Origin of the sequence: Microcoleus sp. BR0-C5, assembly GCF_036705045.1 — a bacterium.
Classification (GTDB): Bacteria; Cyanobacteriota; Cyanobacteriia; order Cyanobacteriales; family Microcoleaceae; genus Microcoleus.
Map to the genome: position 1 here is coordinate 1 of NZ_JAUBTR010000058.1, position 14,987 is coordinate 14,987.

Below are 14,987 nucleotides of genomic sequence, written 5' to 3' on the forward strand. Positions count from 1 at the left end.
AAAGAATATATTGCCAATCGACTTTTTGCATCTATTGAAGAGTTAGAGTATTTATTGCACCGCCTCTTAAATGAAGGGCAATTAATAATTAAATGGGTTCGCAAAATCAAAAATAAGGGCAATGCTTGTATCACAGTTTAAATGTGCAACAGCTTACTCACTGCTGTTATTGTACCTCATCTTTATGAGAAAGGCTATACCTTCTTTTATCCTTCTCTGAGAAAGAGTTATAAAACTTCTTCATTTCCGACTCAATTGAAATCGAGTAAAACATGGGTTTAAAGGTAAAATAGTGTACGGTAATAAAAAAACTGTTGCAAGTTGCTCTGGTGTTTTGGTAAACTCAGCGCTCTAGCCTTGTTCATTGTTGCCTTGTTCTTCCTTGTATCTGATAATTCATCAAGTTATTGATTTTTCATTCCTTAGTTATTCCACAGAACAAATTTAATCTAAAATTATATAAATCCAGTTGGGCCCAAAAGAAGTTATGCGAATTCTAATTGTTGCTCAGAATGCCTCAACTAAATTCGGCGGCGAGTCATTGCTGCCGGTCAACTACTTCCGGATACTTCGATCGCGCCAAATAGAGACATGGTTAGTGGTGCACGCGCGCACCCAGGCAGAACTCACCACGCTGTTTCCAGAAGAGGGCGATCGAATGCACTTTGTACCCGACACTTGGCTGCACCGGCTGCTTAACAATTGCGCGCGATTTATTCCTGTAAGAGTGAATGAATTTACTTTTGGGCTGCTCTCTCACCTGTACACCCAAGTGCTACAGCGTCGTATTGTCCGGCGGCTGGTGAGCGAACACGAGATTGATATTGTACACGAACCGACACCTGTCTCGGCAACAGTTCCTTCGTTGATGTTCGGATTGGGAGTGCCGGTAGTTATCGGGCCGATGAACACGTCGGTTAAATTTCCTCTGGCTTTTCGATCGCGCCAAAATCCTACGATTGATATTTTAATCGCGATCGGCCACCAGTTTGTCGATTTCTTCAATCGTCTTTTTCCCGGTAAAATCAAAGCCGAGACGCTGTTAGTGGCAAACGATCGCACGAAGCAGGCACTTCCATCAGGAGTGCGTGGTAAAATTATTGAACTTGTGGAAAACGGCGTGGATTTCTCGGTGTGGCGATCGGACTCGACCGCATCAAAGGAGCCAAATAAACAAGTTCACTTTGTTTTCTTGGGGCGACTGGCAGACTGGAAAGGTGTAGACTTGCTGCTGGAAGCCTTCGCCGCTGTCGCCACTCAAACTGATGCGGTTTTGGAAATCATCGGCGATGGGGAGATGCGAGGGGAACTCGAAGCTCAAACAGCTCGTTTAGGTATCGAGAGTAGCGTTGTATTCAGCGGCTGGCTGTCTCAGGAGCAGTGCGCTCTCAAAATGAAACAAGCTGATTCAATGGTGTTCCCGAGTTTGCGGGAGCCTGGGGGAGCAGTGGTGCTGGAGGCAATGGCAGTGGGCTTGCCCGTCATAGCAACGAACTGGGGCGGCCCCGCAGATTATCTGAATTCCACTTGCGGTATTTTAGTAGAACCGACTTCTAAAGAAGGATTTGTCCAAGGACTGACAGATGCGATGCTCAAGCTCGCTCAGTCACCAGAATTACGGCAGAGTATGGGTTGTGCGGGACGGGAACGAGTCAGGCAGCATTTTGATTGGGAACGCAAAGTCGATCGAATACTTGAAATTTATCAACAAACGATCGACGATTGCCCCAAGCATTAGGTAGCCGAGAATTAAAGCATAAAGCAGCAGCTTTCAACCTGAAAGCTGCTGCTTGGGGGTGCTAAAAAAGTATGTGGCGGCCCAAAGACCCCCCTCTACATCCTAGCTAGCTAAAAACGGGTTAACCCGTTTGTTTGGTTAACCCGCGAGCTTGGAAACATGCAGATCAATTAGTTTTGCACTACCAGCTTAACGTTGGCATTTTGCAAACCGCGCTGCTTGACTGCAGCCAAGGTCTTGTTAACTGCGTACTTCTGGTTGATGGAGTTGATTAACTCAGTTTGATTGTGCTTTTTGGCGACGCCCCAGAGGTCGGCAATCAGATCAAAAGAACCATCGCTATTGCGAGACCAACCTAGGTCATATTCGCCTTCGAGAATCGCCACGATGTCGGAGCGAACGCGCTGACCATTATAGCCACGAACATCAGCTTCTGACTTGACTGAAATGCCCAAGTCACGCAGGGAAGCTTTCAGGATTTCGGCGTCGGTGATTTTGGTACGCAGAGTGCTAAAGTGAGACATTGGATTTCCTCCTAATAAAACTGAGAGAGAAACAACAACGGTCTGGATTTAACGGTGCCGCTGGGCGGCTCTTGAATCGAACTGCTAGCTGTTGCTAGCCTTTGCTCCTGTTTGGACCAGGAGAAAGCTTTTAGAATTCCATTCGCTGGTATTCAGCGACGGAAGACGCAGCGGGCCGTGCACGCTGTCTAGCCCAATCTCGCAGGGCGGTGACCTGTTCGGTCATTGTTTTAGACAGTGGCATTGTGGATTTAATGGCCGCGATGATGTCTAGCTGCGTAAACTCTCGATCTTGAGCGAAGGCTTCGTACATTGCGGCTACTAGCGCTTGCTCAATCTCTGCACCTGAAAAGCCCTCGGAAACATTGGAAAGTTGCTCTAAATCGAAGCGAGTAATTTCCCGACGGCGCTTTGACAGGTGAATCTTAAATATATCTTGGCGTTCTTCTTTGGTAGGCAGATCAACAAAGAAGAGTTCGTCGAATCGACCTTTCCTCAAGAATTCTCCCGGCAACCGCTCGATTCGGTTGGCTGTTGCCATTACGAAGACTGGGGAAGTCTTTTCTTGCATCCAAGTGAGGAAGGAACCGAAAATCCGGCTGGATGTTCCTCCGTCTGAGTCGGCAGAACCAGTGCCTCCTGCAAAGGCTTTGTCTAGTTCGTCGATGAAGAGGAGGGCTGGAGAGATGGATTCTGCGGTTTTGAGGGCATTGCGGAGGTTGGCTTCCGATCGACCCACCATCGAGCCGTCGTAGACTCTACCCATATCTAGCCTCAGCAGGGGCAGTCCCCATAGGCGGGAGGTTGTCTTGGCAATCAGCGATTTTCCGCATCCCGGTACGCCGAGAATTAACATCCCTTTTGGTTGGGGCAGACCGTATTCTCTCGCCCTTTCTGTAAAGGCGTTGGAACGCTGTCTCAGCCACCGCTTCAGCTCTTCTAAACCGCCGACTGCATCCAGGGTTTCGTCTTCTTCAATGAACTCTAGAATGCCGTTGCGGCGAATTAATTGCTTTTTCTCCGAAAGAACTATGTCTACTTCTTCTTCTGTGAGGCGCCCAGTCGAAACTTGGGCTTTGCGATAAACTTTTTCAGCTTCGTCCTTGGTCAATCCCAAGGCTGCTTTTAAAAGTTTTTCTCGCCCTTCTGTGGTAATTCGTCGCGATTTCGTTTGCTCCAACTGACCAGACAAGACTTGGTTTAGTTCTTTCATGTCTGGCAACGCGAAGTCTAATACCACTACTTCCTTTTCTAGCTCGATCGGAATTTGCTGCAAAGGAGACATCAGTATAATTGTCTTTTGCGTTCCTTTGAAGTTGGCGATCGCATCGCGCAACCACCTTGTTACCGGAGGAGAATCTATAAAAGGATGCAAATCTTTGAAAATGTAGATGCTAGCGTTACTGTTGGGTTCTCGCTGCCTGATCACCCATTCAATTGCTGCCTCTGGCGAGACGGTGTTGTGTTGGGTGGTGGTGCGGGGTTGACCATACTCCACAATGCCGTGAGTTACAGTCCAGATAAATACTCGTCGCTGTGGTTTTGCTTGAGCTATTGTCGAAATTGCTTGCTCACACCGCTCTTCCTCGGATGTCACGAGGTAGATCAGAGGATATTGAGCTTGGATTAGAATACTGATCTCTTCTTGCATAGTCCTCGACCCACTAGAGACGGTGCTATCTTTGCTGAATCTCAATGCTGCCATTAGCCCTCTTACTGAAAATTTCAGTTTTAGCTTTTTGGGGAAGCAAGGCATTCTTAGCAGGGAACCAATTCTTCCTCTCCCGGTTTGGCGGTGCTGGCACTGACGCCCGACACCTGCTTTACTGGAAGATCCTGTTCAGCCAATACGCTCGGCTGACTTGTTACGGATGCCAGTTCTCCATCTCGCATTACTACTGAACCCGTGCATTCTGGACAGTTGTATACCCGATGGGTTTGTCCGTAGGAGGCTTCTACTTCGTCAACCAGTTCGGGATTTCCTAGGTAGAAGACAATTGCCCTTTCTGCAATTGATGACATCGGTTCAGTTTCGACTGCGGCTCGGATTTTGAGCTGGCGATGCAGTTCTGGTGGAAGATACAATGTAACTTTTTGCTTTTCTTGCATATGACAGTGAATTGACTTACCCGGGTATGTATATCAGATTAGCCGCTAAATTCTTTGCTGTCAAGCCTCTATGCTGCTTTAGCGTCATCTTGTAATATTTCGTTACATTTGAGGTGACTCTGGGGCACTTAACAACGAAAAAGTTAGGGGTGTAGCTGATGAGGCCGAGGTGTAGCGGCAGGTATGGGTAGCGTCAAGGACGATCGACCAACTATAAATATGAACAATAGATATATAGGAGTAGGGCCAACAAATTCTTTGAGTCGCCATCTGGGGTAAGGTGTGCCATCAGCACCCAGCCCGCTCATGAGTGGTGAAGAATGCCCCCAAAGGCTTGAAATGTCCTAGCGGGCGATCGATAAATCTTCTTCATAAGATAGATTAATCGCAATAAATAATATCTATTGCCCATCCCCAACGGCTACAATGACGCAAACACCTTGATTGCATTCATGAGCGGGCTGGCTGCTGATGGTCAGTGCTGGGTAATATATACTTGGATGCCAACCTGCTAACCTGAAATTTTTAATTTTAGATATCAAAGAACTGACTGATGGATTTAGATCAACAGATTCAAGCATTGATCGAAAAAGCTCCGCCCGACGGTTCGACGCCACAAATCTTAAAGGCGATCGCCCCGGCCCTGGTGTTAATTGCCCAACAGCTACAGCACCTCGAATACTCGATCCTGCAAGCGGTAGACCAAAGTTGGGCGATCGTGGTTTTGAGCAATCTCAAGCAACCGGGACGGGAAAAGAGGGTGATTTATGCTTGGACCAGTCTTAAAGATGCGTCGCAGGCTGCGGCTGCTGGGGGCGATCGTCTCAGACCGGTGCTTTTGCCTGTCACTCACATTTTATTTCAGATGATAGCTCTGGAAGGTCTTGACAGCATTGTTTTTTTTGAAAGTCCCGGAAATCAGGAAGTCGGGACGGAAATCCCTCGCGAGCAAGTACAGAGTTTAATTAACGTTTACTTGCAACAGTATCGATCGGCTCCACCGCCGGATATTGCCTAAACAACTCCATTTTCTATTATTTATTGGTAACAGGGCATTAGGCATGGGGAATTCCCCATTACCCATTCCCCATTACCAATAAAGTGTAACTTTTTAGCCTCTAATAAAGTCTACTCAAAACGTATTCAGCCAAATCAATCAAAGCTTGACGGGACTCTGAATGGGGCAGCGCCGCTAAGTATTCGACGGCTTTCTGTGCGTGATTTGTGGCTAGTTCTCGCGATCGATCTATGCCTCTAGAATCTTCTACCAGTGCCAGGGCCTGCTCTAGATCTCCTTCTTGGGCAAATTCGCGTTCTATGAGAACTTCCAAGTAAGGTTTTTCTTCTAGGGCGAATAGTGCGGGTGCTGTCAGATTACCGCTTCTGAGATCCGAGCCTGCAGGTTTCCCCAAAGTTTCCGTTGAAGCGGTGAAATCTAATATATCATCTACTATTTGGAATGCCAAACCAATGTTGCGACCGTAGTTGTACAAATCGTCTGCTATTTCCGCTGAAACCTCGCTCAAACAGCCCGCTGCTTTGGAACTGTTGGCAATTAAAGACGCTGTTTTGTAATAACTTTTTTCGAGGTACGCTTCGATCGACAAGCTGGTGTCAAATCCATTTAGTCCCTGTTGAATTTCCCCCTCAGCTAAATCCATAATCACTTCTGAAAGCAGTTTGACTACTGGCAGGTTGTCGAGATTTGCCAAATGCCAGGAAGATTGAGCAAACAGAAAGTCTCCCGCCAATACTGCCACTCGGTTGTTAAACCGACTGTGAACCGTCGGCACTCCCCGCCGCAGATCCGACTCGTCCACCACGTCGTCGTGGACTAGACTAGCTGTGTGGATCATTTCCGTGATTTCAGCGAGGCGACGGTGTTTTTCCGTGATTTCCCGATCGGGCATAGTCGCCTTGGCCATCAACAGAACGATCGCGGGTCTCACTCGTTTTCCCTTTGTGCCGAATAAGTATTCTGCAGCCGCGTATAAGATGGGATGACGGGCACCCACTAACTGTTTTAAGTTTTCTGTCAACAGTCGCAGGTCTTCTTCAACCGAGGAAAATAGGAGAGTGCTAGAGATCATGGATACGCCGACTCAAGCCGTAAAGTAACAAAATTTTACATATCATATCTTTATTTTAAGGTAATTCTCTGCAATAGAAAAGAAAAATCTAGGCGATCGGCAGTTATTTGTCATCTGCCCCCGATGGGAGTCACCCGCCTGCCAGAGGCCAGTAGCCGGCTGCCAGAGGGGTTGCCCCTATTGTATCGAATTGTTAAGGACACTGCCAAAAAATCTCTAAATCTCAGAAACCCTGTGTTATTATGGGTATTAAGGATTTAAACAATTCTATACATTAAGTACAGCCAGACTGGCAGGTAGCTTTTAGGTGCCTGTAAAAGTTTCGTAGAGCCAGCCTTGTTAGTCGATCGCAGCCAAAATTTCTGGGACAGATTTTTAGTTCCTCGCGACTAAAAGTTTTCAGAAGTTAAGAGTAGCGCATCTTATGTGCACGGTAGCTCAAAGCAGCTAAAGTGGATGGTTTTAGGCTGTTTAAGCATCTGTAAAGCAGTAAATCATTATTGATGACCGGGAACGCCTAAATGTTCCCGCAGGCTTGATATGGAAAAACAGCCTTCAGAACCAAGGCATGGTCTTGCGTGCTGACTTAATGTAGTAGGTCTTGAACTTGTCCTCCTCCTCATCGTCCTTGACTTTTGGTTCTAATTATGATTTATCGCGATATTCCTCTAATTATTCCCATTCTGGCAGCCGGCTATGTAATGACTATTTATGTACTGCTGATGTTGGCCCAACGCAGCGCTAAAATAACTCGATTAGGCGAGTAGTGTACTGCTGGGCAGCCGAAGTCGGCAGCAGCGTCCTCGCTTCACCCTTGAGAATTCGGAATACTCAATAATAACCCTGCCTTGAATGCTTGCGCGCCAAGGCAGGGTTATTATTTACAATTGCGGGTACCGTGATTTTCTGGGCTGCTAGTTACTGCAACACGTAGCTACAGTTATCGATGTTCAATGCCCACAGCCTCTGAGGCGGGATATTATATTTAGTACCAGCTTGTATTGCTCACAGCAAGTTTCATGTCAGGGAAACCCTGCCAATGTTCCAATAAAGCTATTAAATTACTCTCCAAAAAGCTGAGTAGGAAGTTGTCGGTTATTGTGCCAAAAATCTCAATATTCCTATTTGGTAGGTCAAGAACTTACAGAAATAAAACGCGAAATTTCTGAATCTAGCCACCAGCTTGATTAACAGAAGGAATCCATAAACTTGAACTGCAATCAAATATTTCATCAAAGGGTGCTTAAATTGCTGAGTCAATCGATTTTAGATTTTAGATTTTAGAGGCGACCCCACGGATAAATGCTCTTTCTTGAGGATTTTTGATTTGAGATTTGGGATTGATTCCACGGATAAATCACGTGGCGGGTACCACCTTTGAAATTCCTGGTCAGGCAGATAGTCTCTGCAATTTATTCACCGCTTGCCAAGAAGCTCATCTGCTACACATAGAGCCGCCAAAGTAATTCGTGATTTAAAAAAATATTCTCGCTATAACTGTAGGGAAGAAAAGTAATTGCCAATATTACTTATCGCATTAAAACTATATTAACTTTGGATTAAAAGAAGAAAAACACAGAGTAGAAGTTGTCAGAAATTATCAAGATCCACTGCCTAAATTGTTGTCTGAACCCGACAAACTAAAACAAGTTTCGATAAATCTGATGCACAAGGCTTTACAAGCGATAGAGAATTGCCTAGTTTTAAAAGTAGAGGTGAGAGCAGAAAATCAGAGCCTGCTCGTCAGTGGCAACTGAATTAGCCGGGAATTTTACCACGAATATTTGATCGGTTCTTTACCACAAAACCCGCCGACGAAGGCAGCGGGTTGGGACAGGAGATTGTTAAAAAAAGTGTGGAAAAACATTCGGGTAAAATAGAAGTAACATCAGTTATCGGTCAAAGGACGTGTATTGTGTCAATTCCGATCGCCGTTTAGCGCGAGCGCAGTAAAAATCATACCACTGCGCGACTAAAATGCAACTTTAGACCGATGTCAAATCTCGATTGCGGTGAGCGTACCGCGACTGTAAAATCGGAAATCTAAAATGGTATGAATTGGCGGTTCCGCCTGCATCTATCCCCCTTGATTTGCCCATGTCAACAACAGTTTCTGATACCCAAAGCTTGCTAAAACAGGCGATCGACCCCAAACCGCCGGTGCTGCCTCCAGACACACCGTTGAAAGTCGCAATTGCTGCCATGACTCAGGCGAGTGCCAGTTGCATTTTAATCGCGTTTGAGCAGCAATTGCTCGGAATTTTTACAGAACGCGATGTTGTGAAAATAACTGCTAGCGAAATACCGCTAGCAGGGGTGGCAATTTCTGAGGTGATGACTGAAAACCCGATCGCCCTGAACCTCGATCAAGGGGGGAATATCTTCAAGGTATTGAGCATATTGCGATCCTCTTCGAGGGCTGCGCTAACGAAAAGAATCCGTCATTTACCCCTCCTAGACGAAGGTGGGAACTTGCTAGGCGCTATCACCTGCGAAAGCATCCGTCAAATCCTCAAACCGGCCGACTTGCTGAAAATGTGGCGTGCCGAAGAAATTATAACTACAGAATTAATAGTTACCTCAAGCAGCGCCTCAGTTTTAGAAGTCGCTAAACAGATGAGAACCCAGCGAAAAAGCTGCATAGTCATTTGCACTGACAGCGACAACAAAAATCAGAAACCTGTGGGCATAATTACAGAACGCGATATTGTTAAATTCCAAGCTTCGGGGCTAGATTTCGCACGTACTCCCGTCACCGCCGCGATGAGTTTTCCGCTGATACCGTTGCAGGTAAAAGCCACCTTGTGGCAGGCTCACCAGTTAATGCTGCAGCACCGCATCCGGCGCTTGGTGGTGGTGGACGAGGAAGGATATTTAGCTGGAATTGTGACTGAAATGAGCCTGCTGCGGGCATTAGATCCGGTAGAAATGCACGCAAATGTCGAGCTTTTGCAGGAAACAGTTGCTGACAAAATTCAGGAGTTGAACAAAATGAACGAAGAATTGCAAAAAGAAGCGTTACGGAGAACAGAAATAGAAGAAAAGTTGCGACTCTTAAATGATAATTTGGAAGAACAAATCAAACAGCGAACTTTAGAATTAATTAATGCCAACAGTCAGTTAAAAAAGGAAATACAAGACCGCACCACCGCTGAAGCTGAAGTTCGCCGCCTCAACACTGAACTCGAACAGCGAGTTCTAGACCGCACGGTTCAACTAGCAGCCAGTAACGAAGAATTGCAGCAACAAATTAGCGATATAAAATTGCTCGAAGAAAAATTGCACTTTTCTGAAAGGAAAGTCCGCGCCGTTTTTGAAGCGATGACAGACATCGTTCTCGTGCTAGACAGTCAGCGGAACATAGAAATTCTTCCAACAAATGTGGCAGCGGTTTCTGAGCCTGATTGTGATATAGTCAGCTTGACCATCGAACATTTTTTTGACGACGACCACCCGGATGATTGGTGGGTGTTAGTTGAGCAAGTGTTAGAAACACAACAAACTCTCAATTTTGACTACAGCTTAACAGTTTGTGGTCGCGAAATTTGGTTTTCGGCCTGCATTTCTCTGTTCTCAAAAGATGCAGTTATTTGGGTAGCCCGCAACATCAACGACCGCAAAATAGCCGAGTCAGCGCTGTGCCAAAAAAATGCAGAGTTATCTCATACCTTAGAAGAACTGAAGCGGACTCAAAAAGAACTTATTCAATCAGAAAAAATGGCAGCCCTCGGACAGTTAATTGCCGGAGTTGCTCATGAAATCAATTCTCCTTTAGGGGCGATTCGCTCTTCTGTGCAGAACATCGCCGACTTCTGGACGGAACAATTGCAGCAGTTGCCGATATTTTTTCAACAACTATCCCCGGAACGGCGGCAGGATTTCTTTGCTTTGCTACACAAGTCCAGCCAAGAAACAGATACATTATCTAGTAAAGAAAAACGTCAGTTAAAAAAAGTTTTGCAGGGGCAACTAGAATCAGAAAAGATTGACGACGCCGCCAGTCTTGCCTGTACTTTATTAGATATCGGCATCGGCAATAATTTAGAACCTTTTTTACCTTTGTTGAAAGACAGTAAAAGTCGAAATATTGTACAAACAGCCTACCAATTTGCTACGGTACAAAAAAGCACTAAAAATATTTCTACTGCCACCGATAGGGCAGCAAAAATCGTTTTTGCTTTGAAAAGCTACTCTCGTTACGACCAGTCGGGTTCCAAAGTAATCGCTAATATTACCGACGGTATTGATACTGTTTTAACGCTTTACCACTACCAAATCAAACACGGTGTGGAAGTAGTCAGAAACTATGGTACTAATTTGCCCTCTGTGCTATGCTATCCTGATGAACTAAATCAAGTTTGGACAAATTTAGTTCACAATGCTTTACAAGCGATGGGCAACAAAGGCGTGTTAAAAATTGATATCAAACACGAAGCGAACGCAATATCAGTCAGTATTACCGACAGTGGGCCCGGCATTCCTCCAGAGATTATGCCGAGAATTTTTGAACCGTTTTTCACAACTAAACCTCCAGGGGAAGGCAGCGGTTTGGGATTGGATATAGTTCAAAAAATTCTGGAAAAACACCAAGGTGAACTGCAAGTAGAAAGCGTGCCTGGTCAAACAAAATTTACTATATCCTTGCCTGTCGGAATCCCTTGATAGCACTTAAAGAAATAGGTAAATGCACCCAGTCTTAAAATTTAATAGAAGTAAAGTTTTATGCCGAAACCAGTAATTTTGTGCGTTGACGATGAAGTTGTGGTCTTAAATAGTTTAAAAATTCAACTTAAAAAAGAATTTGGGGATGCTTACCTCTATGAAGTAGCAGAAAATGCAGATGAAGCTCTGGAAATTATGGAGGAAATTCAAAAAGAAGATGAAAGTGATATTTTGGTCATAGTGTCTGACTGGTTAATGCCAGGGATTAAAGGAGATGAATTTTTGATTATGGTTCACCAAAAATATCCTAAGATTGTGAAAGTCATGCTGACCGGGCAAGCAGACGAAGTAGCAATAGCACGGGTGAAAGAGCAAGCAAACTTGCACCGTTGTTTGTACAAGCCCTGGGAACGCAAAGAATTAGTAGAAACTATAAAATCTGGTTTGACAAAAATATGAACAATAAACCTGTGATTATTTGCGTGGATGACGAACCGATAATTCTTGAAAGTTTGAAAATTGAGTTAAAAAAAACCCTGGGGGAAGAACACTTATTAGAAACGGCTGAAGGCGGCGAAGATGCTTTAGAGTTAATCGAGGAATTACTGGCAGAGGGCTGCGAAATCGTTGCAGTAATTTCCGACTATCTGATGCCGAATATCAAAGGTGACGAATTGCTGAAGCAGATTCACATAATTTCGCCAAAAACTATCAAAATTATGCTGACGGGGCAAGCAGACCTAGAAGCAGTGGCGAATACTATTAAATATGCTAAATTGTACCGATACATATCGAAGCCTTGGCAGTCAGAAGATTTGAAGTTGACGGTAAAAGAAGCGATCAACAGCTATTTTATGGAGAAGCAATTAGCGGAACAAAATGCTCAACTCCAAAAGCTGAATCAAGAACTGGAAACTTTAGTCGAGGAGCGGACTGCACAACTGCGTTTGTCTGAGGAAAAGTTTGCTAAAGCTTTTCGTTCTTCTCCCAACCCGATTACTATTACCAGATTTAATGACGGTCGTTATTTAGAAATTAATGAGGCTTTTTGCCAGACAATCGGTTATTCAGCCGCAGAAATTCTCGATCGCACGGCGCTTGATTTGAATCATTGGCAAAATATACAAGCCCGCGCCGAGTTGTTTAAAATGTTAGATGAAAAAAAAATTGTTCTCAACTACGAATTTGATTTTCGCACTAAAAAAGGGGAACTCAGAACAGGGCTGCTGTCTGCTGAAATCATTGACATTCATGGCGAAACCTGCGTGATTTCTGTGATTCAAGATATTAGCGATCGCAAATTAGCCGAAGAAAAACTCCGAGCTGTAGCGGCTTCTTTAGCAGCAGCGCAAAGAATCGCCCGTGTCGGTAATTGGGAATGCGATTTCTCTGCCAACACAACTACTTGGTCGGAAGAGTTATCTCGGATTTTTGGGTTCGATCCAACCCAACCTGCGCCAACACTAACTGAGTTTTCGCAATACGTGCATCCGGACGATCGACAAAAGTGGCAAACAACGATCGACACTGCTATTGCTACCGGGCAATCTTACACTTTGGAATATAGAATTCTGCGACCGGAACCGAAAATTACTGCGGATAATTGCCCGTCACAAATAAGTGAAACCGGCTTCATCCGCTACATCGAAGCCAGAGGAGAAGTAGTTGTCAACCAACAAGGGCAAGTGACAAAACTCTTCACAACTTTGATGGACATTACCCCACGCAAGGTGGCAGAAATAGCCCTAGCAGAGAGCGAAGAAAAATACCGTCATTTAGTTGAAACTTCCCAAGATATTATCTGGTCTTGCAATGCTGAAGGGCACATTACTTTTGTGAACCAAGCCGTTAAACAAATCTACGGTTACGACCCTGAAGAAATGCTCGGCTGTTCTTTTAGCGATTTCTTGGCTCCAGGAGAAATAGACTGGAAATGGGAACTTCAGCAGCGCTTGCTGACGGGAAAAACTGTGTTTCAGTACGAAAATATAGTATTAGGAAAAGACGGCAGAAAGATTGATGTAAATACCAAGGCGATCGCGCGCATGGACGCTGAAGGAAACATCATCGGCACAACAGGCACTGCTAGCGATATTACCGAACGCAAACAAGCTGAAATAGTCCTGCAAAAAGCCAAAGAAGAAGCCGACAGAGCGAACAGGGCCAAAAGCGAATTTCTCTCGAATATGAGCCACGAATTGCGAACTCCCCTCAACGCAATTCTCGGTTTCAGCCAACTGCTGGCCCGCGACCCAGACCTCGGTGCCGACCAACAGCAATACTTAGGAATTATTACCCAGAGCGGGGAACATTTGCTCGTTCTGATCAACAATATTCTGCAAATGTCAAAAATCGAAGTCGGGCTGGTGACACTTAATAACAGCACCTTCGACTTGCACAAACTGCTAAAAAATACTGAAAATATGCTGAAGCTGCAAGCCAAAAAAAAAGGGTTGCAGTTAATTTTTGATTGCCCACCCGCTCTACCTCAATATATAGAAACTGACGAAAGCAAGTTGCGACAAGTATTGATAAATGTCGTCGGAAATGCTATTAAGTTTACGGTTGAAGGTGGTGTTAATTTGAGAATCAAACATGAGTTGTTAAAAACTAAAACTCATGGAGAGATTCCGGCAAGTGACTGTTGCTCTTTGCTATTTGAAGTGGAAGATACTGGTTCAGGAATTTCTGCGGAAGAAATGGAGAATTTGTTTAAACCTTTCGCGCAAACAGAAAGCGGGAAAAAAGCTCAAGAAGGAACCGGTTTAGGCTTGCCAATCAGCAAACAGTTCGTTCAGTTAATGGGAGGCAAGATGACGGTAACAAGCACCCTCGGTCGCGGCAGCATTTTTAGATTTGATGTTAAAGTTTCGCTCCCTAATGCAGTGGAAATTCAGGTGGCTCAAACAGCTCGCCGAGTGGTGGGCCTGGAACCCGGACAGCCAGAATACCGGATTTTAGCTGTTGACGATCGCCTGGAAAGTCGCTTGCTGTTGGTCAGAATGCTGGCATCCCTCGGCTTTGCGGTGCAGGAAGCTGAAAATGGCGTTCAAGCTGTGGAAATGTGGTCGAGTTGGGAACCTCATTTGATTTGGATGGATATGCGGATGCCGGTGATGGACGGTTACGAAGCTACTAAACAGATTAAAGCGCATTTAAAAGGTCAAGCAACGGTGATTATCGCTCTGACTGCAAGTGCTTTTGATGAGGAGCGATCGCTGATTTTGTCTGCTGGTTGCGATGATTTTGTAGCGAAGCCTTTTCGGGAGCAAGTGATTCTGGAAAAGATGGCTAAGTATCTGGGAGTCCGCTATGTTTACGATCGAGAAGCTTCGCTAAGTTCTGATGCTGCGGTGTCCGCCGAGGTTTCCACGGCAACTGAAACGGCTGATTTGGCTTTTACGCTCAATACTTCATTTTTGGAAGCTATGCCTGCTGAATGGATTGATGAATTATATTCTGCGGCGGATGCGGTTGATAACGAGGAAATTTTTCGGCTGTTGTTGTCGATTCCTCCTATTAATTCTAGTTTCCGCAGCGCGATCGCTGATTTGGCGAATAACTTCCGATGTGATCGTATTATCGATTTGATTGAGGAGTTTAGAAATTGTTGAAGGATGAAAGAAGAAGAGATAATAGGGGCAGGTTCAGGATTATTGATGATGTAGGTCGATCGCCTATTTGTAAACTCGCCTGCGGGCGATCGGCTAATTTACTTGTAGCCCAGCTCCACACCCTGGTAATCATCAGTCATTCCCAATTCTTTAATCTCACATCTCAAATCTTAACTAGGATAAGTTCTGTAAATATAAAAGGAGTTGATTGAGGAGGGAGTGCTATAATTAATATTTAACCAGTTTTCAT

General features: G+C 45.0%; 10 protein-coding genes and 1 pseudogene. 7 read left to right on the top strand and 4 right to left on the bottom strand.

Features of this window, described 5'->3' with window-relative positions; translation table 11 throughout:
- Both QUB08_RS23065 and QUB08_RS23070 read left to right on the top strand, forming a co-directional pair.
- Positions 1-141: pseudogene (locus QUB08_RS23065) on the top strand (IS630 family transposase); the annotation flags it as partial.
- Between the two features lie 346 nt (positions 142-487).
- Entirely contained in the window at positions 488-1,738 is a 1,251-nt protein-coding gene (locus QUB08_RS23070; protein ID WP_333227463.1) for a glycosyltransferase family 4 protein, read from the top strand.
- Positions 1,739-1,908: 170 nt separating this feature from the next.
- Here the strand turns inward: QUB08_RS23070 and QUB08_RS23075 are convergent, their stop codons facing one another.
- The 3 genes from QUB08_RS23075 to QUB08_RS23085 form a co-directional block, all read right to left on the bottom strand.
- The gene (locus QUB08_RS23075) at positions 1,909-2,262 is read right to left on the bottom strand and encodes a DUF1257 domain-containing protein (RefSeq protein ID WP_006635781.1); all 354 of its coding nucleotides are present in this window, start codon (positions 2,260-2,262) and stop codon (positions 1,909-1,911) included.
- A 130-nt stretch (positions 2,263-2,392) separates the two neighbouring features.
- Complete coding sequence (gene ycf46 / locus QUB08_RS23080) at positions 2,393-3,913, bottom strand: stress-responsive protein Ycf46 (RefSeq protein ID WP_333227465.1); 1,521 nt, start codon at positions 3,911-3,913, stop codon at positions 2,393-2,395.
- 107 nt (positions 3,914-4,020) lie between these two features.
- Positions 4,021-4,371: a hypothetical protein gene (locus tag QUB08_RS23085; protein ID WP_006635783.1), complete on the bottom strand. Its 351-nt coding sequence runs from the start codon at positions 4,369-4,371 to the stop codon at positions 4,021-4,023.
- Between the two features lie 553 nt (positions 4,372-4,924).
- On the opposite strand from QUB08_RS23085, the gene QUB08_RS23090 reads away from it, so the two are divergent.
- Entirely contained in the window at positions 4,925-5,389 is a 465-nt protein-coding gene (locus tag QUB08_RS23090) for a hypothetical protein (protein WP_333227467.1), read from the top strand.
- Between the two features lie 100 nt (positions 5,390-5,489).
- On the opposite strand, the gene sds is transcribed toward QUB08_RS23090, so the two are convergent.
- Complete coding sequence (sds, locus tag QUB08_RS23095; protein WP_333154483.1) at positions 5,490-6,461, bottom strand: solanesyl diphosphate synthase; 972 nt, start codon at positions 6,459-6,461, stop codon at positions 5,490-5,492.
- 1,768 nt (positions 6,462-8,229) lie between these two features.
- On the opposite strand from sds, the gene QUB08_RS32205 reads away from it, so the two are divergent.
- From QUB08_RS32205 to QUB08_RS23110, 4 genes are all read left to right on the top strand, one after another.
- A complete protein-coding gene (locus QUB08_RS32205) occupies positions 8,230-8,400 on the top strand; it encodes an ATP-binding protein (protein ID WP_445300948.1) in 171 nt (56 codons plus the stop codon).
- A 158-nt stretch (positions 8,401-8,558) separates the two neighbouring features.
- Positions 8,559-11,123, top strand: a complete 2,565-nt coding sequence (locus QUB08_RS23100) for a CBS domain-containing protein (protein ID WP_333227469.1) — start codon at positions 8,559-8,561, stop codon at positions 11,121-11,123.
- Positions 11,124-11,183: 60 nt separating this feature from the next.
- Entirely contained in the window at positions 11,184-11,582 is a 399-nt protein-coding gene (locus tag QUB08_RS23105; RefSeq protein WP_333154485.1) for a response regulator, read from the top strand.
- Positions 11,579-14,737 carry a PAS domain S-box protein gene (locus tag QUB08_RS23110; protein ID WP_333227471.1) on the top strand — a complete coding sequence of 1,053 codons (3,159 nt, stop codon included), beginning with the start codon at positions 11,579-11,581 and terminating at the stop codon, positions 14,735-14,737. Before QUB08_RS23105 ends, QUB08_RS23110 begins: the two co-directional genes overlap by 4 nt.
- Positions 14,738-14,987 lie beyond the last annotated feature (250 nt).